This window comes from Massilia sp. TWR1-2-2 (assembly GCF_049897565.1).
In the GTDB taxonomy this organism is placed as follows: Bacteria; Pseudomonadota; Gammaproteobacteria; order Burkholderiales; family Burkholderiaceae_D; genus JAFCUW01.
In genome coordinates this window covers 21,891-46,246 of sequence record NZ_JAFCWM010000001.1, presented here as the reverse complement: position 1 = coordinate 46,246, position 24,356 = coordinate 21,891, and the positions used below count along the sequence as shown (strand labels likewise).

General features: G+C 65.2%; 23 protein-coding genes and 1 pseudogene. 15 read left to right on the top strand and 9 right to left on the bottom strand.

The genetic code is table 11. The features are described 5' to 3' along the window. Positions 1-140 precede the first annotated feature (140 nt). From ACP7DD_RS00225 to ACP7DD_RS00210, 4 genes are all read left to right on the top strand, one after another. On the top strand, positions 141-506 hold the full coding sequence (locus ACP7DD_RS00225) for an ArsC family reductase (protein ID WP_426172678.1): 366 nt from the start codon (positions 141-143) through the stop codon (positions 504-506). Beyond that, positions 503-1,657: a succinyl-diaminopimelate desuccinylase gene (gene dapE, locus ACP7DD_RS00220; protein WP_426172677.1), complete on the top strand. Its 1,155-nt coding sequence runs from the start codon at positions 503-505 to the stop codon at positions 1,655-1,657. Before ACP7DD_RS00225 ends, dapE begins: the two co-directional genes overlap by 4 nt. 2 nt (positions 1,658-1,659) lie before the next feature. Next, complete coding sequence (prmB, locus tag ACP7DD_RS00215; protein WP_426172676.1) at positions 1,660-2,547, top strand: 50S ribosomal protein L3 N(5)-glutamine methyltransferase; 888 nt, start codon at positions 1,660-1,662, stop codon at positions 2,545-2,547. A 107-nt stretch (positions 2,548-2,654) separates the two neighbouring features. Continuing rightward, positions 2,655-4,655 carry an ATP-binding cassette domain-containing protein gene (locus ACP7DD_RS00210; protein ID WP_426172675.1) on the top strand — a complete coding sequence of 667 codons (2,001 nt, stop codon included), beginning with the start codon at positions 2,655-2,657 and terminating at the stop codon, positions 4,653-4,655. 68 nt (positions 4,656-4,723) lie between these two features. On the opposite strand, the gene ACP7DD_RS00205 is transcribed toward ACP7DD_RS00210, so the two are convergent. Beyond that, positions 4,724-5,206, bottom strand: coding sequence for a chemotaxis protein CheW (locus ACP7DD_RS00205; protein WP_426172674.1), 483 nt, complete (start codon positions 5,204-5,206; stop codon positions 4,724-4,726). A gap of 168 nt (positions 5,207-5,374) precedes the next feature. Here ACP7DD_RS00205 and ACP7DD_RS00200 point away from each other — a divergent pair, with 168 nt between their 5' ends. Together ACP7DD_RS00200 and arfB are read left to right on the top strand one after the other, a co-directional pair. After that, positions 5,375-6,415, top strand: coding sequence for an HDOD domain-containing protein (locus tag ACP7DD_RS00200; RefSeq protein WP_426172673.1), 1,041 nt, complete (start codon positions 5,375-5,377; stop codon positions 6,413-6,415). Next, positions 6,412-6,810, top strand: a complete 399-nt coding sequence (arfB, locus tag ACP7DD_RS00195) for an alternative ribosome rescue aminoacyl-tRNA hydrolase ArfB (RefSeq protein ID WP_426172672.1) — start codon at positions 6,412-6,414, stop codon at positions 6,808-6,810. Before ACP7DD_RS00200 ends, arfB begins: the two co-directional genes overlap by 4 nt. Before the next feature lie 77 nt (positions 6,811-6,887). Here the strand turns inward: arfB and ACP7DD_RS00190 are convergent, their stop codons facing one another. Then, positions 6,888-8,810 (bottom strand): flagellar assembly protein A, encoded by a 1,923-nt coding sequence (locus ACP7DD_RS00190; RefSeq protein WP_426172671.1) that lies wholly within the window; start codon positions 8,808-8,810, stop codon positions 6,888-6,890. Between the two features lie 206 nt (positions 8,811-9,016). Continuing rightward, a complete protein-coding gene (locus ACP7DD_RS00185; protein ID WP_426172670.1) occupies positions 9,017-9,340 on the bottom strand; it encodes a hypothetical protein in 324 nt (107 codons plus the stop codon). Between the two features lie 348 nt (positions 9,341-9,688). Here ACP7DD_RS00185 and ompR point away from each other — a divergent pair, with 348 nt between their 5' ends. The 6 genes from ompR to ACP7DD_RS00155 all read left to right on the top strand — a co-directional run bounded on the left by ompR (position 9,689) and on the right by ACP7DD_RS00155 (position 14,469). Further along, complete coding sequence (gene ompR, locus ACP7DD_RS00180; RefSeq protein WP_229413943.1) at positions 9,689-10,390, top strand: two-component system response regulator OmpR; 702 nt, start codon at positions 9,689-9,691, stop codon at positions 10,388-10,390. Further along, positions 10,390-11,763: an ATP-binding protein gene (locus tag ACP7DD_RS00175; protein ID WP_426172669.1), complete on the top strand. Its 1,374-nt coding sequence runs from the start codon at positions 10,390-10,392 to the stop codon at positions 11,761-11,763. Before ompR ends, ACP7DD_RS00175 begins: the two co-directional genes overlap by 1 nt. 47 nt (positions 11,764-11,810) lie before the next feature. Continuing rightward, a complete protein-coding gene (locus tag ACP7DD_RS00170; protein ID WP_426172668.1) occupies positions 11,811-12,767 on the top strand; it encodes a threo-3-hydroxy-L-aspartate ammonia-lyase in 957 nt (318 codons plus the stop codon). A gap of 20 nt (positions 12,768-12,787) precedes the next feature. Then, positions 12,788-13,141: a RidA family protein gene (locus ACP7DD_RS00165; RefSeq protein ID WP_426172667.1), complete on the top strand. Its 354-nt coding sequence runs from the start codon at positions 12,788-12,790 to the stop codon at positions 13,139-13,141. A 269-nt stretch (positions 13,142-13,410) separates the two neighbouring features. Continuing rightward, the gene (locus ACP7DD_RS00160; RefSeq protein WP_426172666.1) at positions 13,411-13,815 is read left to right on the top strand and encodes a YXWGXW repeat-containing protein; all 405 of its coding nucleotides are present in this window, start codon (positions 13,411-13,413) and stop codon (positions 13,813-13,815) included. A 228-nt stretch (positions 13,816-14,043) separates the two neighbouring features. Further along, on the top strand, positions 14,044-14,469 hold the full coding sequence (locus ACP7DD_RS00155; protein WP_426172665.1) for a DUF4124 domain-containing protein: 426 nt from the start codon (positions 14,044-14,046) through the stop codon (positions 14,467-14,469). Positions 14,470-14,482: 13 nt separating this feature from the next. Here ACP7DD_RS00155 and ACP7DD_RS00150 read toward each other — a convergent pair whose 3' ends face one another. The 5 genes and pseudogenes from ACP7DD_RS00150 to ACP7DD_RS00130 form a co-directional block, all read right to left on the bottom strand. Further along, positions 14,483-17,449, bottom strand: coding sequence for a putative bifunctional diguanylate cyclase/phosphodiesterase (locus ACP7DD_RS00150; protein WP_426172664.1), 2,967 nt, complete (start codon positions 17,447-17,449; stop codon positions 14,483-14,485). Positions 17,450-17,716: 267 nt separating this feature from the next. Next, a complete protein-coding gene (locus tag ACP7DD_RS00145; protein WP_426172663.1) occupies positions 17,717-18,460 on the bottom strand; it encodes an N-acyl amino acid synthase FeeM domain-containing protein in 744 nt (247 codons plus the stop codon). Between the two features lie 245 nt (positions 18,461-18,705). Continuing rightward, positions 18,706-19,215, bottom strand: a complete 510-nt coding sequence (locus tag ACP7DD_RS00140) for a DinB family protein (protein ID WP_426172662.1) — start codon at positions 19,213-19,215, stop codon at positions 18,706-18,708. Between the two features lie 70 nt (positions 19,216-19,285). After that, on the bottom strand, positions 19,286-19,513 hold the full coding sequence (locus ACP7DD_RS00135) for a hypothetical protein (RefSeq protein ID WP_426172661.1): 228 nt from the start codon (positions 19,511-19,513) through the stop codon (positions 19,286-19,288). A 194-nt stretch (positions 19,514-19,707) separates the two neighbouring features. Beyond that, a pseudogene (locus ACP7DD_RS00130) lies at positions 19,708-20,604 on the bottom strand (LysR substrate-binding domain-containing protein). 32 nt (positions 20,605-20,636) lie between these two features. On the opposite strand from ACP7DD_RS00130, the gene ACP7DD_RS00125 reads away from it, so the two are divergent. Beyond that, a complete protein-coding gene (locus ACP7DD_RS00125; protein ID WP_426172660.1) occupies positions 20,637-21,839 on the top strand; it encodes an MFS transporter in 1,203 nt (400 codons plus the stop codon). 8 nt (positions 21,840-21,847) lie between these two features. Here the strand turns inward: ACP7DD_RS00125 and ACP7DD_RS00120 are convergent, their stop codons facing one another. Beyond that, entirely contained in the window at positions 21,848-22,555 is a 708-nt protein-coding gene (locus tag ACP7DD_RS00120; RefSeq protein WP_426172659.1) for a glutathione S-transferase, read from the bottom strand. Between the two features lie 157 nt (positions 22,556-22,712). On the opposite strand from ACP7DD_RS00120, the gene ACP7DD_RS00115 reads away from it, so the two are divergent. Beyond that, positions 22,713-23,240, top strand: coding sequence for an SRPBCC family protein (locus ACP7DD_RS00115; protein ID WP_426172658.1), 528 nt, complete (start codon positions 22,713-22,715; stop codon positions 23,238-23,240). A gap of 119 nt (positions 23,241-23,359) precedes the next feature. Then, positions 23,360-24,319, top strand: coding sequence for a DUF535 family protein (locus tag ACP7DD_RS00110; RefSeq protein WP_426172657.1), 960 nt, complete (start codon positions 23,360-23,362; stop codon positions 24,317-24,319). Positions 24,320-24,356: the final 37 nt, after the last annotated feature.

Genomic DNA, 24,356 nt, shown 5'->3' with positions numbered 1-24,356 from the left:
CGATTGCGAACGATCAACGGCGCGCCGGCCGGCCGCCCAGGCGTGTAAACTCTCCATCAGGGGACTCCGTATGCTATGCTTTCAGGTTCCCCGCAATTATTGCTGTCCGCTCCCTCCCGGAGCGGCGAGCGCCATCGACCATGAAAACCAAGCTGTACGGCATTCCCAACTGCGACACGGTCAAGAAGGCCCGCGTCTGGCTCGCCGCACATGGTCACGACGTCGCCTTCCACGACTTCAAGAAGCAAGGGCTCGAGCGCGCCACCGCCGCCGCCTGGCTCGAACAGCTCGATTGGGAAGTGCTGGTCAACCGCAAGGGCACGACTTGGCGCAAGCTGACCGACGAACAGCGCGCCGTCGTCGTCGACAAGGCGAGCGCCCTCGAGCTGATGCTCGAAGCGCCGTCGGTCATCAAGCGCCCGGTGCTGGCCGGCGCCGGCGCTCCCAGTGTCGGTTTCTCCGACGCCATCTACCGCCAGCTGTTCGATAGCCCGGCCTCGCGATGAGCGTTTCCCGCACCCTCGCGCTGACCGAAGAGCTGATCGCGCTGTCGTCGATCACCCCCGACGACAAGGGCTGCCAGCGCCGCCTGACCGAACTGCTCGCCCCGCTCGGTTTCGCCTGCGAAGCGATCACCTCGAACGGCGTGACCAATCTGTGGGCGCGGCGCGGCACGCGCTCGCCGCTGTTCGTCTTCGCCGGCCATACCGACGTGGTGCCGACCGGCCCGCTCGAGCAGTGGCAGTCGCCGCCGTTCGCGCCGACCCAGCGCGACGGCAAGCTGTATGGCCGCGGCGCCGCCGACATGAAAACGTCGCTGGCGGCGATGGTGGTGGCGTGCGAGGAGTTCATCACCGCCCATCCGGATCACGCAGGCTCGATCGCCTTCCTGCTCACCAGCGACGAGGAAGGCCCGGCCACCGACGGCACCGTCGTCGTCTGCCGCATGCTCGAAGAACGCGGCCAGAAGATCGATTACTGCCTGGTCGGCGAACCGACATCGGCCCACGTGCTCGGCGACATGATCAAGAACGGGCGCCGCGGTTCGCTGTCGGGCCACCTCGTCATCAAGGGCGTGCAGGGCCACATCGCCTACCCGCACCTGGCGCGCAACCCGATCCACCAGGCGGCGCCGGCGCTGGCCGAACTGGCCGCCGAACGCTGGGACGACGGCAACGAGTACTACCTGCCGACGTCCTGGCAGATGTCGAACATCCATGCCGGCACGGGTGCCAACAACGTCATCCCCGGCGAACTGGCGATCGACTTCAACTTCCGCTTTTCCACCGCCAGCACGGCCGACGGCCTGCAGGCGCGCGTGCACGCCATCCTCGATCGCCACAACCTCGAGTACCAGCTGGCTTGGACGCTGTCCGGGCTGCCATTCCTGACGCCGCGCGGCGCCTTGTCCGGCGCGGTGGCCGCGGCCATCCTCGCCGAGACCGGCGTGCACACTGAATTGTCGACCACGGGCGGAACTTCGGACGGCCGCTTCATCGCGCGGATCTGCCCGCAAGTGATAGAATTCGGCCCTCCGAACGCCAGCATCCACAAGATCGATGAGCATATCGACGTGCGCTTCGTCGATCCGCTCAAGAACATCTATCGCCGCACCCTGGAAAACCTGCTGGCGCAAGCTCGCCCAACCGAGAACTAGCCATGACCACTGCTCAATTCACCACTTCGCGCGACCTGCTGCGCTATGCCGTCACCCGCTTCAACACGGCCAAGCTGTTTTTCGGCCACGGCAGCGCCGAGGCGCTCGATGAAGCGGCGTACCTGATCCTGCACACGCTCAAGCTCCCGCTCGACAAGCTCGACCCCTTCCTCGACGCCAAGCTGCTGCAGGAAGAAGTGCTGCAGGTGCTGGCGGTGATCGAGCGCCGCGCGGTCGAGCGCGTGCCGGCCGCCTACATCACCAACGAGGCCTGGCTCGGAACCTACGCGTTCTACGTCGACGAGCGCGTGATCGTGCCGCGCTCGTTCATCGCCGAACTCATTCCAAACCAGTTCAGCCCATGGGTGCAGGATCCGTACGCGGTCGAGAGCATCCTCGAACTGTGCACCGGGTCCGGCTGCCTGGCCATCATGATGGCCGACGCCTTCCCGGAAAGCGTGGTCGACGCGGTCGACATTTCGCCCGACGCCCTGGCCGTCGCCGAGCGCAATATCCGCCAATACAAGCTCGAAGGCCGCGTCAACCCGATCGCTTCCGACCTGTACGCGAATGTGCCGTTCAAGAAGTACGACCTGATCGTCACCAATCCGCCGTACGTCAATTCCGACTCGATGAGCAAGCTGCCGCAGGAGTACCTGCGCGAGCCGCAGATCGCACTCGACGGCGGCGCCGACGGCATGGACCTGGTGCGCAAGATCGTCGAAGGCGCTGCCGACTACCTGACGCCGGACGGCATGCTGATGGTCGAAATCGGCAACGAGCGCGAATACGCGGAAGCGGCGTTCGGGCACCTGGGGCTGACGTGGCTGACCACCAGCGCCGGCGACGACATGGTGTTCCTGCTCACCGCCGACCAGCTAAAAAAATAATGCCGCGAGCCGGCACCTAACAACACCGGGGTCTGACCCCATAAGGTCAGACCCGAGACGCGACACCCGCTTCACCGCACCACATTTGATAGATTGAATAGACCAGCATGATTCGTTTCCTGAACGTTAGCCTGATGCGCGGCACCAAGCCCCTGCTCGAAGGCGTCGACCTGACCCTCAACCCCGGCGACAAGATCGGCCTGATCGGCGCCAACGGCGCCGGCAAATCGAGCCTGTTCGGCATGCTGCGCGGCGAAATCCACGCCGACCAGGGCGAGATCGACTTCCCGGCCAAGTGGCGCATGGCCTACGTGGCACAGGAAACGCCGCCGCTGGAGCGCTGCGCGCTCGACTACGCAATCGACGGCGACGTCAGCCTGCGCAAGCTCGAAGCGGAACTGGCGCGCCTCGAAACCGAGCCTGAAACGCACGAAAACGGCATCGCCATCGGCGAGATCTACAGCGCGCTGGCCGACGCCGACGCCTACACCGTGCAGTCGCGCGGCGAACAGCTGCTGCTCGGTCTGGGCTTCTCGCTCGACCAGATGCAGCAGCCGATCGTCAGCTTCTCGGGTGGCTGGCGGATGCGCCTGAACCTGGCGCAGGCGCTGATGTGCCCTTCCGACCTGCTGCTGCTCGACGAGCCGACCAATCACCTCGACCTGGATGCGATCATCTGGCTGGAAGACTGGCTGAAGAAATACGCCGGCACCCTGATCATCATTTCGCACGATCGCGATTTCCTCGACGAGATCGTCAACGTGGTGGTGCACATCGACGAGCGCAAGCTGAAACGCTACTCGGGCAACTACTCGAGCTTCGAACGCCAGCGCGCCGCGCAGATGATTCTCGCCGCCGGCGCAATGGCCAAGCAGGAGCGCCAGCGCGCCCACCTCGAATCGTTCGTCAACCGCTTCAAGGCGCAGGCCTCGAAGGCGCGCCAGGCGCAAAGCCGGATGAAGGCGCTGGCCAAGATGGAAGAGATGGCGCCGCTGCGCGCCGCCGCCGAGTTCTCGTTCGAATTCCGCGAGCCGCTGTCGGCGCCGAACCCGCTCCTGGTGATGGAAGACGTCAACGCCGGCTACCATATCCTCGACGAACACGGCGACAAGGTCGGCGACAAGATCATCGTCCGCGACATCAAGTTCTCGCTGCAGATCGGCCAGCGCATTGGCCTGTTGGGCGTGAACGGCGCCGGCAAATCGACCTTGATCAAGACCATCGCAGGCGAACTCGAGCCGCTGACGGGCGACGCCACCCTCGGCAAGGGCCTGTCGATCGGCTACTTCGCCCAGCACCAGGTGGAGATGCTGCGCCACGACGAGTCGCCGCTGTGGCACTTGCAGAAAATCGCGCCGACCGTGCGCGAGCAGGAACTGCGCAATTTCCTCGGCGGCTTCAACTTCCCCGGCACCATGGTCACCAGCCCGATCCGCCCGTTCTCGGGCGGCGAAAAGGCGCGCCTGGCGCTGTCGCTGATCGTCTGGCAGCGTCCGAACCTGCTGCTGCTCGATGAGCCGACCAACCACCTGGACCTGGAAACGCGCGAGGCGCTGACGATGGCGCTGGCGCAGTTCGAAGGCACGCTCGTCGTCGTATCGCACGATCGCCACCTGCTGCGCGCCACGACCGACCAGTTCATCATCGTCGCCGACGGCAAGCTGCAGCCGTTCGACGGTGACCTCGACGACTACAAGGACTGGCTGTTCCAGACCAAGCTTGGCAAAGGCACCAGCGTGCTGCCGGCGGCGGGCAAGGACAACAAGACGGCCTTCCCGGTCGCTTCGGCGATCGCGCCGCCGACGCCAGCTCCCGCGGTCAATACGAAGGAACAAAAGCGCGTGGAGGCCGAGCAGCGCCAGAAAGTGGCCGCGCTGAAGAAGCCGATCGAGAACAAGATCAAGCGCCTCGAAGAGCAGATCGCCAAGCGCAACGCGCAGAAAGCCGAAGTCGACGCCAAGCTGCTCGAACCGGGCGCCTACGATGCTGCCAACAAGGCCAAGCTCAAGCTGCTGCTGGCCGACCAGGCTTTCTTCGGCAAGGACCTGGCGCAGCTTGAAGCGGAGTGGCTGGACTTGCAGGAGCAGCTCGAAGGGCTGGCTGCGTAAGGAAGGCTGGCGGCGCGCGGGCGGAATCGGTATCCGCCCGCGCGGCCAGGACTAGCCGGGGTGGTGAATCAGGCGGCCTGCCTGGTGCCTTCGACGTCGCGCTTGATCGACATCAGCTTGTCGATATCGACCAGGATCAGGCGGCGCCCTTCGCATTCGCCCAGTCCGATCAGGTAGTCGACGGCCACTTCCTCGGTGCCGGGAATGGCGCGGATCTGGTCGTTGTCCAGACTGACCACGTCGGTGACGCCATCGACGACCATTCCCATCATCGAATTGGACAACTGCAGGATAATGACGTCGGTGCGCGGGTCCGGTACGCTCTGGCGCCCGCTCATCGCCACCCGCATGTCGACGATCGGCATGATCACCCCGCGCGACACCGCCACGCCGCTGATGATTTCGCCTTCCGAGGCGAAGCGCTCGAGTGACTGCAGCATCCGCAGCTCCTTGACCTTGCTGAAATCGAGCCCGTATTCGAGCCCGCCGAGCTGAAAGCTGAGGAACTCGGTCTTGCCCGAACAGCCAAGCTCGGTATAGGTGCTTTGCATGATGGTCCTTTCGTCTGTGCGGGGGTACGGCTGGACAACGAATTCCTATCGTAGTGGCGGAATCGATTGCTCCCGTTGACTGGAGTCAATATTTCCTATCGACATGATATGGTTGCAAGGCTGCAGGATAGCTTTACAATGGTCGCGCCAACAACGAGGGAAGAATTCATGTATCGATGGTTGCAGCGATTGTTCTCCGGTGCGGCGCAGGCCGGGCCGCCAGGCGCACCTTCGCCGGCGCCGCTGCCGGACACCGCGCCGGCGCCATTGGCGGCGCCGCTGACCCGGCCGGTCGTGCCGTTCGACCAGCTCGTCCAGGCCGGCAGCCTGTATTACCGCTGGCTGTTCGATACCGACAGCGAATCGGACCTCGACATCAGTGCGCAGGAAAGCCAGGCGCTCGCTGCCCTCGCCGCCGTCCTCGACTCGCAGCAGTCCGGCGCCGCGCTGGTGCGGCGCTTGCCCGGCATGATTCCGCAGCTGCTGCAAAGCCTGCGCAGCGACACCTTCTCCGGCGCCCAGCTATCGCGCACGATTTCCAACGACGTGGTGCTGGTAGCAGCCGTCATCCGCCTTGCCAACAGCTCGCTGGCCGGCAGCGGCACGTCGATCTCCAGCGTCGAACACGCGGTCATGCTGATCGGCCAGGAAGGCCTGCGCCACCTGATTACCAGCGTCGCCTTTCGCCCGATCATCGACATGAATTCGGGCCACTTCACGCGCACGCTGGCGCCGCGCATCTGGGACCACTCGGAGCGCTGCGCGGTAGCCAACCGCGCGCTGGCCGAGTCGATGGGCATCGACCCGTTCGAAGCCTTCCTCGCCGGCCTGGTGCAAAACGTCGGGCTGATCGTCTCGCTGCGCATCCTGGACCAGGCGACCAAGGGCGACAAGGGTCTGGGCTCGGAGATGTTCTGCGCGCAGCTGGTCAACCACGCGCGGCAGCTTACCTGCAGCATCGGGCGTGAATGGCATTTCCCCGACAACGTCACACGGGCGATCACCGAGCAGGCCGGCATGAAGAAAGACGCCATCGTCTCGCCGCTCGGACGCTTGCTGACGCTGACCGACTATCTCGGCAAGGTGCGCATGCTGGTCGAGAACGGCCGCGCGCTGCCGAACGACCCGGCGCTGTTCGGCGGCCTGGCGCCGTTCGCCGACGACGCCTACCGCTCGCTGCGGCCGATCGACGACGCGGCAGCGCCGTGACGGCCCAGGTCAACCCCGACGAGGTCGAACTGTCCGCGATCCGCGCGCAAGGCCCGGGCGGCCAGAACGTCAACAAGGTATCGTGCGCGGTGCACCTGCGCTTCGATATCGGTGCGTCGTCGCTGCCGGAGCATATCAAGGAGCGCCTGCTGGCAGTGTCGGATCAGCGCATCACGCAAAACGGCGTGGTGGTGATGAAGGCGCAGCAGTCGCGCAGCCTGGAACAGAACAAGGAAGAAGCGCTGCGGCGGCTGCAGGAACTGGTCGACAGCGTGGCGGTGCTGCCGGCCGTGCGGCGCGCTACCAGGCCGACCCGCAGCTCGCAGCGCAAGCGCCTCGATTCAAAAACCAAGAGCGGGCAGACCAAGGCGATGCGCGGCAAAGTCAGCGAGTAGCGGCGCGGCAGGAACGGCGACCGCCAAAAAAGGTCGACATCGATCAACGTCATCCTCGCCAACGAGAGGACGACGTGCTAACGCAAGCTGGTGGCAGCCGCGATATCGCCCTGCTCGCTGATCCAGCTGACCGTGCCGGCGCTGCCTGAAAAAATCATCTCGCCAGGCACGCTGCACGCGCGCAGGCGCGCCTTGATGTCCTTCGGCGGCAGGTCGAACGTGCTGCTGCCGTCCGGGTTGAACGGCATCGTGCGCACCACCGTGTCGCCCTGCACCGTGCTGACCGTGACCTGGCTGATGCCCTCGCTCTCGCTGCGCTGCTGCAGCAGCTGCGCCAGCAGCGCCTGGCCGGCATCGCGCTCGGTCTCGGCGGCCTTGACATCGAGCGAGACCTTGGCGATCGCCTTTAGCGCCGGCCCCACCGCCAGCGCCATTTTCTGGAACACCGGCACCTGCTCGGGGGTGAGCGTCAATTCCTTCTTGCGGATCTTGGAAGCGAGCATGACGTACTTGCGCACCTCCGGTTCGCCCGTCATCTTTTCCATCTCGGCCTTGCGCTGCCCGGCCAACGCGCTGAACTGCTCGACGCGCGCGCCCATCAGCTTGAGCACTTCGTCGATCTGGCTGCTGTCGGGCAGCAGCGCGAACACCACCATCTCGCTTTGCTTGCGCGGGCCGGCACTGTTGATCGTCACGCAGCGCCCGGCGATGGCGCAGCCCTCGGCGTGCTTGATGGCCACTTCATCGGCGATGATTTCGCAGTTGACGGCATGGTCGACCGTGACGCGGGTGCCGGAAATGATGCAGTTCTCGGCGCGGTTCATCACCACTTCGCCGCAGCTGGCCTGCACCACCGCGCCGGAAGCGATGCCTTTGACGGCGATGTCGCCGCGCGCGTTGTGCGCCGAGCCGCCCACCAGGTTGCGGTTCAGGAGCACCATGCCGCCGCGCGAGACGATATTGCCGAACACGTCGGCGTGGATGGTGATGCCCTCGCCTTCGATGACACGCTTTTCCTGCACCTCGCCGAATTCTTCATAGTCGCCCGTCAGCTGCAGGTTGCCGGTGGTGCGCGACGAAACGCCGTCGCGGCTGACGATCTTGTCGCCCACCGAGATCTGCCCCGAACTTGGTTCGACGCTGAGAAAGCCGGCTTGCGTCGACACCAGGTATTTGCCGTCGGCGGTGTAATCGACCGCCGTGCCCAGGCCCGCCATCGGCGCCAGGTCAACGTCGGCGGGCACCGCCGGCTCGATCGGAATGCCGGACAGCTCGAAGCCGGTAGCGCCGGGCGCGCGCGGTACTTTCTTGAGCAGTTTGACGCCGCGCTTGATCTGCGGGAAGCGGTTCTGGAACGCCATCAGATCGAGCTTGCCGTTGGCCAGCTGGCGCGGCGCGTCGCTGCGGTGGATATCTTCCGATACCTCAACGATCTGGGCGTCGCGCCCGGGCATCGCATCGAGCCGGCGCGCCACCGTCACCCGTTCGGCCTTGCCGCCGGCGATCGCCGCGTTTACCGCGCCGATATCGATACCGAAGCGGATCCCCTTCTGCCACATGTCGGCGATGAATTCGTCAACGTCGAGCGGGGTTGGCTCGGTGGTGGCGTCAGGGTTGGCCGGATCGGCCAGGTAGGCCGGCTCGAAATAGTATTCGGCGCTGCCGCCGACGATCTTGACCGCCTTGTATAACGCGCGCCGCGCCGGATCGAACGGCGTCACGTCGGTGGCGAAGCGCACCATCACCTCGCCGCTGCCCGGGCGCGGCAAATCGGGGCCGCAGTCGTACAGCGCCTTGATCACCAGCGCGTAGTCGAGCTCGGTAAAATAGAAGTTGCCGCGCAAGACATGGTCGAACGCGGTGAGGAACAGCTTGCCCAGTGACGACGGGTCGGCGTAGATGCCGTCGCGCCGGCGCACGATGCACCGCTCCAGGCCAAGTGCATCAAGCCCGCCGATTGGCGCATCGAGAAAATTGGCAACAGCTGAATCTATCGGCACAGCACACTCCATCAGGGCAGACTTGTTTTATTGGCTATTTTAGTTCGCTATGTGAAGTTTTCACAGCGTAACAGCTTCGATTTGCCCACTATACAACTTAGGCGCGTAAAAATGCCAATAAAGTGACTGTTTGGAGGGGTCGGACCGGGAAGGCGGCGGGCGCGGCGGCAGGCGCCGCGCCGCTGAACTGCGGGGGAGAACCGCGCCTAGCGGCGCGGGGCGTTCGGATACAGGTCGTTGCCGGCCTCGTTGATCTGGCGGCGCAGCTCGCGCCGCTCGTCCGGCGTGAGACGGCCACCGCGGCGGCCCTGGTCCTGCTGCAGCGCCGCCTGGCGGCGCTGCTCTTCGGCGCGCGCATCGACGCCCTGCTGGTCGTGCTGGCGCGGTTCGACGCGCTGCTGCGGCGGCGTGCGTTCGCCGCGCGGCTGATCGCGCTGAACCTGCTGGGGAGGCGCCTGACGGCGGCCGTCGCTGTCACGTTCCTGCGAGAATGCAGGGGCGCCGACACAAGCGATGGCACAGCCAAGCACAACCGCGCGGACGAGCGCCAACCGGCCGCAAAGACGAGCGCTTGCTGCTGCAAGGGGGGGGGTGAGCGCGTTTTTCATAGTGTTCCTCTTCCGCGATGCCGTATAAACAGTTAAGCTTAATTTGCTATGACCCCAGTGTATGACCATTCGTTTCGGGGTATAAGACGAATTGGGTAAAGTTTGTAACAGCGTGTAATGAATCAAAAGCAACCCTGTTTGCACGGCGATAACACGTTACCATAGCGACATCAATATGACAAATTTGGCAGGCTTATGAACTCACAATTGACACCAGGCACAGGCAACAACACAACGCAGGGCGCTCCGGCTGGCCACTCGGCGAAGATTATGGTAGTCGACGACGACGTGCGCTTGCGCGACCTGCTGCGCCGCTATCTCACCGAACAAGGCTTCGCCGTCGTGACGGCCGAAAGCGCGCCGGCGATGAACAAGCTGTGGCTGCGCGAGCGCTACGACTTGCTGGTGCTCGACCTGATGCTGCCGGGCGAAGACGGCCTGTCGATCTGCCGCCGCCTGCGCGGCGCCGGCGACCAGACGCCGATCATCATGCTGACGGCCAAAGGCGAAGACGTCGACCGCATCGTCGGCCTCGAGATGGGCGCCGACGACTATTTGCCGAAGCCGTTCAACCCGCGCGAGCTGGTCGCCCGCATCGGCGCGGTGCTGCGCCGCAAAGGCCCGGACGAAATCCCGGGCGCGCCGTCGGAAACGCCCGCCTCGTTCGAATTCGGCCAGTTCGTGCTGGACCTGGCCACGCGCACGCTGAAGAAAAATGGCGAAACGGTGCCGCTGACGACCGGCGAATTCTCGGTGCTGAAGGTGTTTGCGCGCCATGCGCGCCAGCCGCTGTCGCGCGAGAAGCTGATGGAACTGGCGCGCGGGCGTGAATACGAAGTGTTCGACCGCAGCCTGGACGTGCAGATTTCGCGCCTGCGCAAGCTGATCGAGCCCGATCCTTCGAGCCCGCTGTACATCCAGACCGTCTGGGGCCTGGGCTACGTGTTCATCCCTGAAGGCCAGCCACGCTAGTGCTAGCACGTACCGAAACTGTCGGCGCCGCGCGCCGTTTCAGCTGGTTCAAGAGCGGCCTGTTCTGGCGCACCTTCCTGCTGCTGGGGCTTCTGACGACGCTGTCGATGGCATCATGGATCGGCATGATCAACGCCGTCCAGCGCGGCCCGCAGGTCAAGCAGACGGCCGAACTGGTGATCTCGGTGGTGACCATCACGCGGGCGGCGCTGACCCACTCGGCCATCGACTTGCGCAAGGAACTGCTGTTCGACCTGGTCAGCAACGAAGGCATCCGCATCAACGCGCTGTATCCCACCGACGAAGTCGATCCGCCGCCGGACACGCCCTTGATGCCGGAGATCGAGGCGATCGTCAAGGACAAGCTGGGCGCAGACACGCGCTTTTCGAGCCGCGTGAACGGCGTCGCCGGCTTCTGGATCAGCTTCAAGATCGACGGCGACGAATACTGGCTGATGCTCGAACGCGAGCGCCTGGCCAGCCTGTCCGGCGTGCAGTGGCTCGGCTGGGCCGGCGTGGTCGGCGTGCTGTCGCTGCTCGGCGCCGCCCTCATTTCGAGCCTGATCAACCTTCCGCTGGCGCGCCTGACCGCCGCCGCGCGCGCCATCGCGCAGGGCAAGCGGCCCGACCCGCTGCCGGAAAAAGGCGCGCAGGAGATCATCGAGGCGAACCGCAGCTTCAACCAGATGGTCGACGACCTGCAGCAGGTCGAATCGGACCGCGCGCTGATTTTGGCCGGCATCTCGCACGACCTGCGCACGCCGCTCACGCGCATGCAGCTCGAACTGGAGATGGCCAAGCTGTCGACCGAAGCGCGCGAAGGCCTGCAGTCCGATATCGCCCAGATGGATGCGATCATCGGCCAGTTCCTCGACTACGCCAAGCCGACCGAGGCGGCCAGCTTCGTCACCGTCGACATCAGCTACCTGCTGGCCGACGTCGCGCGCGCCGCCGAACGCATGCCCAGCATGCGCGTGTCCAGCGACATCGAAGCAGGCGTGCACGTGCTGGGCAACGAGACCGACCTGCGGCGCGTCTTCAACAACCTTGTCGAAAATGCGCGCCGCTACGGCGCCACGCCGGGCGGCGACATCACCGAGATCGACATCTCGTGTCGCGTGGTCGCCGCCGGCGGCGTCAAGCGCGCGGTGATCTGCCTGCAGGACCATGGCGTCGGCGTGCCGCGCGGGCAGATCGAGCAGCTGCTCAAGCCGTTCACGCGGATGGACACGGCGCGCGGCCAGGCCAATGGCGCGGGCCTCGGCCTGGCGATCGTCGAACGCGTGGTGGGCCGCCACGGCGCCTTGCTCGCGCTGCGCAACCGCGACGGCGGCGGCCTGCAGGTGGAGCTGTCGATGCCGATGGTCGCTTGAGGCTATACTTGGGTCCACTCTGACACCGGGATCTCGATATGGTCGACATGGCGCAACTGCAGTTCAGCGAAATAGAAAAAGCCGCCGCGCGCATCAAGGGCGTGGCGCACCGCACTCCCGTACTGACCTCGCGCACCGCCGATGACATGGCGCGCGCGCGGCTGTTCTTCAAGTGCGAGAACTTCCAGCGCAGCGGCGCGTTCAAGTTCCGTGGCGCCTACAACGCGCTGTCGAAATTCAGCGACGAGCAGCGCCGCGCCGGCGTCGTCACCTTCTCGTCCGGTAACCACGCGCAGGCGATCGCGCTGTCGGCCAGCCTGCTGGGGATGGCGTCGGCGATCATCATGCCGCGCGATGCGCCGGCGCTGAAGGTGGCCGCCACCAAAGGCTACGGTGCCGAAGTAATCGTCTATGACCGCTACAAGGAAGACCGCGAAGCGATCGGCCGGCGCATGGCCCAGGAGCGCGGCATGACCCTGATTCCGCCGTACGACCACCCCGACGTCATCTGCGGCCAGGGCACCGCCACAATGGAGCTGATCGAAGACGCCGGCCAGCTTGACGTGCTGCTGGTATGCGTCGGCGGTGGCGGCCTGCTGGCCGGCTCCGCGCTGGCGGCGTCGGCCCAGAGCCCCCACTGCCGCATCATCGGCGTCGAGCCGGAGGCCGGCAACGACGCCCAGCAGTCGCTGCGCGGCGGCGCGGTGGTGCACATCGCCGTGCCCGACACGATCGCCGACGGCGCCATGGTCACCCACATCGGCGAGCACAATTTCGAAGTGATCCGGCGCGACGTCGACGACATCGTCACCGTCAGCGACGCCCAGCTGGTGGCGACGATGAAGTTCTTCGCCGAGCGCATGAAGATGATCGTCGAGCCGACCGGGTGCCTCGGCGCCGCGGCCGCGCTGCACGGCGTGGTCCCGCTCGAGGGCAAGCGGGTCGGCATCCTGATCAGCGGCGGCAACGTCGACCTGGCCCGCTTCGCGCGCCTGGTCGCATGAAGCTGGTGCAGTCGCCCTAGTTGCCGCTCCCGGGCGGCCACTATTCGCAGGCGGTCGAAGCGAACGCCCTGGTGTTCGTCTCCGGCATCCTGCCCTCGGCGGCGGCCGTCGACGCGCTGGCAGACGGCTTCGACGCCCAGTGTATATCGGTGTTCGACCAAGCCGAAAAAATGCTGCGCGCGGCCGGCTGCGGTTTTGGCGACGTCGTCCAGTGCACCGCCTTCCTGGTGGGCGTCGAGCACTGGGCGGCGTTCAACGCGCTGTACGCCGGCGTGTTCGGCCAGCACAAGCCGGCGCGCGCGGTGGTACCTTTGCCGGCGCTGCATTTCGGCAATCTGATCGAAGTCCAGCTGGTCGCCCGCAAGCCCGCCTGACCGCCGCTGCTGCCACCAGCGGGGTCAGTGCCGACATTCGGACACGAACTGAGCGGCGCTGCGGCTTGCAAGGATGGGGCCGTGTCCGATTGTCGGCACTGACCCCGGTTGGCACTGTCGGTGCTGACCCCGGTTGGTGCCCCCCCCGGCTGGTTGCGGGCACCACGTGACAGACACATCTGTTACAGCCCAATGTTCAGCAGCGCACATACGTTTCATTATGAACACTCTATAACTGTGGACACACCTATCCAAGAGGAGATTTCATCATGATGAAAAAACTGCTGATCGCGACACTCGTCGCCGGCTCGCTGGGCACCATTACCCTGCCGGCTGCCGCCGAAGTGATCGTTGTACGCCAGGCGCCACCAGCGCTGCGCGCCGAACGCGTGCCTGAAGCGCGCCGCGGCCACACCTGGATTCCAGGGCACTGGGAATGGAAACGCAATCACCACACATGGGTGCGCGGCACCTGGGTGCGCGATCGCCGCGGTTATGTCTACAATCAGCCGACCTGGGCCGAGCGAGATGGCCGCTGGGAAATGACTCGCGGTCAGTGGGCGCGCGGCGACCGTGACGGCGATGGCGTACCTAACCGCATGGACCGCGATAAAGATGGCGACGGCGTGCGAAACAGCCAGGACCGCCGTCCTAACAACCCGAACCGCAACTAACCATCGCTTAGCAGCGCCGGCTGACAGACAGCCGGACCAAACGGCCCGTTCCGCGGCGCGAAAGCGCTGGCCGAACGGGCCGTTTTCACGTCGGCGCCATTTCGATTCTGCTGGGCAACGGCTGCAAGACGAGTCCTACAATAATACAATCCTGTCCACGTTCGGTAGCGAACAGATAACTTCTTGCGCTGTCGGCAAAATGGGTTCATCTTAATCAGGAGCAGCATCATGAACCACAAGACCTTCCGCAGCAGCCTTCTTCTCACCGCCATGTTCGCTGCCTCGGCCGCGTTTGCCAATAGCGCCGACATCGTCAAATGTGTCGACCAGGATGGCCGGGTGACGCTGACGGACAATCAGTGCAGCGCGGGTGTACAAACGGTGGTGGTTGCGGCTTCGGCCGAGGCGCCGGCTACCCAGGCCGCCGATGCCCACGCTGTCGATCCGGCTGCGGCTGCGCCGGCGCCGGCACGGCGCGTCACGCGGATGGCTTTTACGCCCATGCCGATCCAGCATGACAGCTGGAGCGCACCGCGCGGCAAGAGCCGGATGCTGGCGCGCGACGTCGAGACACTGAAGGCGGCGCGGCTGAGCATGCAAGTGCTCGACCAGGCCTCCGCCAGCACCAGACAGCAGCGCGTGGCGCTGAACTGATCGAACCAGTAACCTAGTGCAAATCCTGCATGCGCGACGGGATCGCCTCAGGCACTTCCGCCACATTGGCCGGGGCGCCTAGCGTACGCACCAGCAGCGCCAGATCCTTGTCCTGGATGAAGCTGGCTGATGAAGCCGCCGTAAGCATGCGATCCGGCGACTGCGACCTCGACACCGCGAAACCCTGCACGTAGTCGACGCCGATCTCGGCAAGCGTGCGCACCGTCGCCGTATCCTCCGCCCACTCGGCAATCGTCTTCATTCCCAGATTCACCGCCAGGTTGACGATCGCTTCGACGATCGCGACGTTGGCCGGATGCTCGTTGATGTTGACGATGAAGTTGCCGTCGATCTTCAGCACGTCGGCCGGCAATTCCTTCAGATACGAGAACGACGTGTAGCCTGCGCCGAAATCGTCGAGCGCGATCTTGACGCCGAAGTTGCGCACCTGGTCGATGAAGCGGCGCGTGTTGTCGAGGTCGTGCAGCGCGACGCTTTCGGTGATCTCCATGCACAGCCGGCTGGCCACCTGCACGTGGCGGGCGAGAATGTCGATGGTGTCCTGCACGAAGCGCTCGTCGTTGAGCGACGCGCCCGACAGGTTCATGCAGACGAACTGGGTATTGGGCAGGCTCGTCAGATTGGTCTGGATCCAGCTCAGCGTGCTGGCCAGCACCCAGCGGTCGATGACGCCGGCGTGCCCGCTTTTTTCCGCCGCGGCGATGATCGGCCCGGCCGAGGTGACGCTGCCGTCGCGCTCGCGCATGCGCAGCAGCACCTCAAAATTGAGCGAAGCGTGCGGCGCCTTCAGCGACATGATCGGCTGCATCTCGAGGAACATTCCTTCGGTCGCATTGGTCGACGACAATTGCTCGACCAGCGTCAGTTCTGCTACGCGCTCGAGGAAGGCGGAAGCGTCGCGCTCGTAGACGACCAGCCCCTCCTTGCGCCCGGTCTTCGCTTCGCGGCAGGCGCGGTCGGCGGTCGAGACGGCGTCTTTCATCTGCATGCCGGCGCCGACCTCGATCAGGCCGATCGAGCCGCGCACGTGGAAGGCCTTGTCGCCGACCCGGTACGGCGTATTGCCGATGCGGTCGACGATGCCGCGGCAAATCAGCGACGCCAGCGGCAGCGCCGTGTTCGGCATGACGATGACGAATTCGTCGCCGCCGACGCGGCCGATCTGGTGGCCGCCGGCCAGCATCGTGCCCATCCGCTCGCACACCTGCCTGAGCACTTCGTCGCCGGCGGTGTGGCCAAACAGATCGTTGATCAGCTTGAAGCGGTCGAGGTCAACGTAGGCCAGCGCCAGGGGCTTGCCGTCGGCCACCGGGCCGATCGCGCCCTCGAACATCTTCTCGATGCCGCGGCGGTTGAATACCTTCGTCAGCGGATCGTTGTTGGCCATGAAGCGCAGCTGCTCCGTCGCCTCGGTCTGCTCGGTAATATCTTGCAGCACGCCTTCGATGCGGCCGCGCGCGAGGATGGCGCGCACCAGGAAATGGCGCGAAGTGTCACGGTTCTCGATTTCCAGTTCTGCCTCGGTATGACTGTGCACCATATCGTGCAGCTGGCTCCATACCGTCTGCGAGAAATATTGCGTCCATTTACTGCGCGCCATCACCAGCGCCGATCCGCCCAGCATCTTCTGCAAGGCCGGATTGGCGCTGAGGAAGTGGCCGTAGATGTCGAGGGTGAACACGCCGACCGGCATGACCTCGTACGTGTGCTCCAGTTCCTGCTGGACGGCGATGCGCTTGACCGTCTCCATCCGCATCTGCTCGGCAACCGCCAGCGCCGCAAGCAGGCTCGACGCCAGCGCCGCGGTGACGCTATTGATCACCAGCAGTTCGCGCATGCCGAGCGCGGCCGACACCATCTCGGCCAGCGAGGCGACGAAGGTGACGGCGAACGATGCGGCGATCCAGTATGCCACCCGGGTGCGCGAGCGGATCATCACGCTGATCAGGCCGACCGTCGTGATCGACAGGCCGATGACCATGATGACCCACATGATCGGCAAGAACAGGCGGTACGGCAGCAGCACGGCGGCCAGCAGCAGCGGCAGGCACGACCAGTGGATCAGGCGCAGGCCGCCCAGGTGGCGCGAGTTCTTCAGTTCGTCGGCCAGCAAGGTCTGGTACAAGGTCAGCGTGCACATCGCGTACAGCACGAACGTCATCGGACGGCTAATTGCGAGGAACTCCGGCGGCACCACCTGCCCGAGCCACTGGCTGTCCCAGCCGGCCGACAGCGCACCGACCCGCAGGTTCAGGATCAGCCAGGCGGAAAACAGCACGTACAGCGAGCGCCGGTTGATCAGCGCGGTAATAAGCACGAACACTGCCAGCACGAGCATGCCGCCGTCGAGCAGGCCCGACTTGCGATGATATTGCTCAATCGCCAGGTCGAACTGCCCGGCCGGCCATTGCCGCACAGTCAGCTGGGCCGGGCCGATGAAGGCGGCGCGGCACAGGATGTTGGCCGGCAAGGCCGGCAAGGCCGGCAGCTTCAGCGCGAAGCCGCCTCGGGCGGAGCTCAGTTGCCGATGGGCGTGCTGACGCGAGGCGGCGCCGAGCGACTGCAGCGACGCCTGGTCCCAGCAGGCGATCTCGCTGGCGTGGCGCGACGGAAAATCGATGACGGCCGGCTCGCCGTTCTGGTTGAGCGTGGCGAAGCTGAACCAGACGGGCGCTTCCGACAGCTTGGTGTCGAACTGGCTGACCCGTTCTTTTTGTTGCAGTTTGGCCAGCGCGTCGGCCGGGGCCAGCGCGCCGCGCTCATCGACGACGGTGCGCAGCACCAGCGGCACATCCCCATCGGCTGCATATTGCGGCGTCCAGAACACCAGCGCGATCAGCGAAAAGGTGGCGATACCGATCGGAATGAGGTAATACGCGAAGGCGTGCAGGACCGACTGGGACGTGCGTTTCGCCAGCATCGGCAAAATATCGCGTAATTGGTTGAAAGACTTCTGCATGGCGATCAAGAGGTGTATCGGCACATAACACGGGCCGGTCCCGTGAATTGTGTCTTGTCGCAAGCATACAGGCAAAAAGTGATGATTTGCAATAATTTCCGTACTGCACAACCGGCCCGTGACGACAAGGTGTGCATGTTCTCCCGACTACGCTTGCCGGCAAAAATGGCTATGTCACCATTAAGTGGGGGATTCGGGCGGCGCCTCGACGGCGCCGCCCCTCTCCCCACTCAACGGTGACAAGCCTGTATGGACGTGCCGGCGGCGTCAGGCCAGCGCGAAAACGGACGGATTGCCGCGCGGCTGATCCGGCAGGCGCGGCGTGACCGGCACGCGAACCGGACGGGGCATGGTCTTCTTCGAGATATCGATGTCGGGATGACGCGTGTGGCGGAAAAACCCCAGCAGTGGATGGTTGACCGCCTCCCAACGCTCCTGCCCGGTCGCGATGTCGAACGACATGATGCGATGCGGTATGTTGCCGACGTGCTGCAGCGGAATTGTCATCTTTTCCTCGAAGACATCGACGCACAACAATTGCTCGTATTGACGGTCGACCGGGCTGCGGCCGGTCAGCACCAGGTAATCGATGCGGTTATTCTCGCAATACTCAAAGCACGCCTTGAACAGTGCAATCTTGACCAGACGCCCCACCCGTCCGCCGTCGACGCCCAGGCGGCTCAATTCGGCCAGGCGGCGGCCCTGCAGCCAGTCCGGCAGCGCGACCGAGTCTTCCACGCTCAGCTGGCGGCCCTGGTTGGTCTGCACGCGCATGCTGCCAAGCGGCGAGCCGTCGAGCTTCGATTCGGCCAGCAACACCACGCAATCGTTCTCGTAATCGGACAGTTCAGGCTCGCGCAGCGATCTGGCAAATTCGGGCACATGGCGGGCGTAGGCGGCGTGGCGGATCTGCACGGCCTTGCGCATGTCCTCATCGGTTTGCACGCGCTTGATGGTAAACGGCAGCCGCTCGACGGGCTTGGCTTGCTCACGCACAAAAGAAGACGTCATTACATCGGCCACGAGGGATTGGGAAGACACGACTGCTGGGCACTGGTCCATGACGACACTCCTTGAGATTTAACATTTTGTTTGTTAATTATCGAGGTTTGGTCAATTATCAAAGTGTTGATTAGGCATCCTTTTCACCCTCATTTTGATGGACTTATTGCCAATTGACGTTTTGATTCGTTTCTTATTAGAAACCAATCAATTGGCAGCACGCGTTGTTTCTGCGATGAATCCGGAAAGTGGGATCAGCGCGGCGCGTCGGCAATCAGCACCAGCAGGTCGGTCACGCCGATGTCGATGCCTTCTTGCGACAACAGCGTACTGACCTGCCCGCGGTGGTGGGTCTGGTGGTTAAAGAAATGCATCAGGACGCTGAAAAAGTCCTTGTGGGCCGCGCCGCGCGAATTGACATAGTCCAGGGTGTGGTCCAGGTCGGCGTCGGCGATGCTCGCCGCCCATTCCACTATCAGTTCGTCGAGCCAGCGCCGGTGCTCCCACAACTCGTCGAAATTGTCGAAGCGCAACTCGGCCAGGAAAGTGGGACTGGCCAATGCGGCGACGGTATCGAGCTGCCGGTAGCCGGCCGGATGCGCGGCAAAACGCTTGAGCCAGATGGTGTCGCCATTGACCAGGTGGTTCAGGGTGCCCAGGATGGACCCGAAAAACGCCTTGCGGTCGGCCGTCAGCGCCTGTGCCGGCAAGGTTCGCGCAGCCTGGTACAGTTTGCGATTCATCGTCGCGTTGTAATTTGCCATCAGAAGGATATGGCTGGTTCGCATCGTGACGCTCCTGGCTGAAAACGCCGATGTTACTGGAATCGCAATACTAGTGCTTGCCGCGGCGCCGCTCGATACCGGCGCGCCGGCAGACGCCCTCGCTGTCGCAGGCGCGCGGTTCGATCGCGTCGGCCAGCAGTTTTTCGAAATCTGTCTGACGCTCGTTGCCGACGCGCACGTCGCGGTTGATCGGAACGCACAGCGTGTCCTGCCACGCCGCCGCATGGCCGGGCGGAATAGGCAACGCGCCCTTCTGGCCACGGCTGCCTTCTGGCACTGCGCCAGTGTCTTGAACTCGCCCGACACGGTCGAGCCGGCCAGATTGACGACCATGCCCATCTGCAGGTAGATCAGCGAGATCATTGTAAACATCGGCCCTCTCCAGTTGTGGCAGAGTGTCTGATCGCGGCTGCCGCGCCGGTTCCCGCCGCTTCGTCGCCGCACCGGCTGCGTCAAGTCGCGCCGCACTAATCAAGGGTCGAGGATGCCCTCGCCCAGCCGGCGCGCCACGAAGTCGACCAGCGCCGCCACCCGCCGGCGCCAGCGCGCCCTGTTTGTAAAACACCGCCCACACCGGCAGCGACCACGGCAAGGTCAGCGGCGCCAGCACCGGCACCAGGGTCCCGGCGGCGCGGTCGTCGCGCGTCAGGAAGTCCGACAGGCAGACGATGCCGGCGCCGGCCAGCGCGAGCTGGTGCAAGGTCTCGCCGCTCGACGCCAGCAGCGCCGGCGTCACCGCCATGCCTTCTTCGCCGTCCACCGCCAGCGGCCAGATGTTCAGCGACGCCGGCGCGGAAAACCCCAGCAGCCGGTGCGCCAACAGCTGCGCGGCATCGGCCGGCTCGCCATGCTTGAGCAGGTATGCCGGCGAGGCCAGCAGGCGCAGGCGGCTCGTGCCCAGCAGCCGCGCGTTCAGCGTCGAATCGGCCAGGTGGCCGATGCGGACAGCGACGTCGGCGCGTTCCTCGATCAGGTCGACGATGGTCTCGCCGCTGGTCAGCTCGAGTTTGGCCAGCGGGTAGGCGTCCAGAAAATCGGCGACCAGCGGCGCGACCAGGTGGCCCAGCGCCGGCGTCGCCGCATTCACCCGCACCAGGCCGGACGGCTGCGAGCGGCGCGCCACCACCTGCGCCTCGGTGTCTTCCAGCTCGGCGAGCACCTTGCGCGCGCCAGCAGCCAGCTGCCCTCCTCGGTCAGGTCGAGCCGGCGCGTGGTGCGAACCATCAATGTCATGCCCCGCTGCGCTTCGAGGCGCGACACGATGCGGCTGACACCGGACGGCGTTTGCCCGAGCCGCGCGGCGGCGGCCGAAAACGAGCCCGTATCTATCACCGCGGCGAATGCAATCAACGCGTCGACGTCATTCATTCGTGACTCCCAGTCAAAAGTCAAGGACGCACATGCCTCTCGCACTCTGGGCGCTGACCCTCGCCGCATTCGCCATCGGCACCACCGAATTCGTCATCGTCGGGCTGATTCCCACCATTGCCTCCAGTCTTGGCGTGTCGGTGCCGTCGGCCGGCCTCTTGGTCAGCCTGTACGCGCTGGGTGTGGCGATCGGCGCGCCGGTGCTGACCGCCCTCACCGGCCGCATCCCGCGCAAGCATCTGCTGGTCGGTCTGATGGTGCTATTTACCATCGGTAACCTGCTGGCCTGGATGGCGCCGGGCTACGCCACGCTGATGGGCGCGCGCGTCCTCACCGGGCTCGCGCACGGCGTGTTCTTCTCGATCGGCTCGACCATCGCCACCGGCCTGGTGCCGAAAGACAGGGCGGCCAGCGCGATCGCGCTGATGTTCTCCGGCCTGACGGTGGCACTGGTGACGGGCGTGCCGCTAGGGACCTTCATCGGCCAGAGCTTCGGCTGGCAGGCGACCTTCCTGGCGGTGTCGCTGCTGGGCGTGATCGCCATCGTCGGCTGCGCCGTCCTGGTGCCGGCCGGTATCGCCGGCAGCAAGCCGTCGTCGCTGCTGACCCAACTGGCGGTGATGCGCAAACCGCGCCTGCTGCTGGTGTACGCCATGACCGCGCTCGGTTATGGCGGCACCTTCATCGCGTTCACCTACCTGGCGCCGATCCTGCAGCAGGTGTCCGGCTTTGCCGCCTCCACCGTCAGCCTGGTGCTGCTGGTGTACGGCGTGTCTGTCGCCGCCGGCAATATCTGGGGCGGCAAGCTGGCCGACCGCAAGGGACCGGTGCGCGCGCTTCAGATCGTCTTCGCGCTGCTGGCCGTCGTGCTGCTGGTGCTGACGTTTGCCGCCGCCAGCAAGCCGCTGGTGCTGGTCACCGTGCTGGCATGGGGCGCGGTCGCTTTCGGCAACGTGCCGGGGCTGCAGGTGTATGTGGTGCAGCGCGCCGAACGCGACGCGGCGCAGGCAGTGGACGTGGCGTCCGGCCTGAACATCGCCGCCTTCAATGTCGGCATCGCGCTCGGCGCCTGGGGCGGTGGATTGATCGTCGCCCGCCTCGGCCTGATGGCGACGCCATCGATCGGCGCGCTGGTGGTGGTAGGCGCGCTGGCCCTGACCACCTTGGCCGGCCGGCTCGATCGCCGCGACGGCATCGCCAGCGGCGAACGCGCCGGCGTGCCGCTGGCCGCGTGATGGGCTGACTACTGATCGAGTTCGGGATAGTGGCGGAAAATGCCGTCCTGGTTGAACGGTATGCGCCGCTTCGACGCCAGGTAGGCGGCGATGTTCGGCCGCGCCGCCACCTGCTCGTGCAGCGCGACCAGGCGCGGATAGCCGGCCTCGATGCGCGCCATCGACAGCGGAAAGGCGTAGCGCAGTCCGGCGATGACCTGGAACATCGACAGGTCGGCGTAGCTGACGCGGGCGCCGGTAAAGTAGCCGCCGCGCCCGGCCTTCGACAGCACGCCTTCAAAGTAGTCGAAAAACTTCGGCACCCGCGCGGCCAGGAAATCGGCGCTGCGGCGCCGCGCTTCCTTCTTCTGGTCTTCGTAATACAGCGCGCTTGCAATCGGGTGGTGCGTGTCGTGCGCTTCGGCGACCAGGTCGGCGATGGTCAGCTGCAGCTGGTTGATCCACAATCGCCCCGCCTGCGCGCGCGGCGCCAGGCCATGGCGCGGGCCGAGAAACAGCAGGATGTTGGCGGCCTGGCCGATGGTCTGCTCACCGGCCACCAGGAACGGCGGCGCGAACGACGGCTCGCTCGCATCACCCAGCATCTTCATCAGCGCGCGGGTGCCGTTCTTGCCGCGCGCGACGTCGACGTACTCTGCCTGCGCTTCCTCCAGCGCCAGCCTCACGAATTCTCCGCGGCCCTGGATGGTGGGCCAGTAGTAAAGCTGGTAGACCATGCCGACTCCTCGTTTTCCAGATGGATCGGCCCGATTATCCGGCTTTTTCCGGCCCGGCGGCGCGCAGCGGGTTTTCTTCGGCGCCGGCGCCTTCCATGCTAGTCTCGCGCTACCGCCGCAGAGCGGGCAGAACGACCAAACCACAGGGAGAGAAAACATGATCAAGAAAATCGCATTGGGCGTCCTCGCCATCGTCGTCCTGATCCTCGGCCTGGCGGCCATGAAGCCGGACAGCTTTTCGGTCAGGCGCAGCATCGCCGTCAAGGCGACTCCGGAAAAGATCGCGTCGCTGCTGACCGACTTTCATCAGTGGGCCAGCTGGTCGCCGTGGGAAAAACTCGACCCGAACATGAAGCGCATATTCAGCGGCGCGGCAAGCGGCAAGGGCGCCGTCTACGAATGGGAAGGCAACAGCGACGTCGGCAAGGGCCGCATGGAGATCGTCGACGCCAGCACACCGTCCAGGACGGTCGTCAAGCTCGCATTCTTCCAGCCGGTCGAATCGCACAGCACCACCGAATTCACCCTCACGCCGCAGGGCGACAGCACCAACGTGACGTGGTACATGCACGGTCCGATGCCGTTCGTGTCCAAGCTGATGACCGTTTTCATGAACATGGACGACATGATCGGCAAGGATTTCGACAAGGGCCTGGCACAGCTGAAAACGGCTGCCGAAAAGTAAGCTCAGCCTTTCTTGAGCTACATCACCGCCCGTTGCAAACAGGTAAACGATGATGCTGGTTGAATGGCGCACGGCGGCAACGCCGGCGCTACCACTGCCATCCTTCCTGCGGACCGTCGATGATCCTGGCTCACCTGACAAGGCACTGGCTTGCGCGCCGCGAGCAATACAGCTTCGCCTCCTGGATGCTGTGCCTGGCGCGCTCGCTGCGCGTGCTGGCGTTCTACCCGCAGCACCGGCGCCTGTGCCGGCTCGACCTGGTTCGCAACTACGTCGCCGCGCCGCCGAACGACGACCTGTTCCACCACCTGAGCCACCGCGACTACCTGATCAAGAACCTGAGCGCCCGCGCGCGCATCGCCTGCGTGCTGCACCATTACGCGTTCGATGACGCGACCTTCAACACGTCCTACAAGTACGCGGTCTACCGCGCCGGCGGCCTGATCTTGTGGCAGCGCCGCGCCGGCGGCAGCGACTTCGTCATCAAGCTGGCGATGGCCTCGCGCATGAACGCCGAGGGCGACCTGACGATCGCGTTCGAGGCCGACGGCAAATGCCTGCACCGCCTGAGCTTCAGCTGGATCGCCGGCGGCGTGGTCGGCGTCGACAGCGCGATGGTGCCGTTCGTCGCGCGCAACCAGGGCCGCTGGACCGATTCGGATGCCGCTTTCGCCGCGTTCGAGGCAGCCTTCCCGAACAATTCGCCGAGCTTTTTCTGCTTCGCCGCGATGCAGGGCGTGGCGCAGGCGGTCGGCGCCAATGAGCTGGTCGCGATCAAGGGCAGCTGCCACCCGACCTACGACGCGCAGGATGTCAAGCACTTCGCCAACGCCTACGACGGCTTCTGGAAGATACTCGGCGGCGTCGAACTGCCCGGTTGCGGCTACCTGGTGGCGCTGCCGTTTTACGTCAAGCCGCTGGCCGACATGCCGCGCAAGCACCGCAAACGCGCCGCCATCCGGCGCGAGAACTGGGCCGAGATCGGCGCGTCCGCGCGCCTCACGCTCGAGCGCAAATTCAAGCGCTCGCCAACGCCGTCGACGCGCCGCGCGCCGCTGCCCGAGACCGAATCGCTGTAGGGCCCCGCCGCCGCGGCTTGCCCCGCCGCGCGCCCGT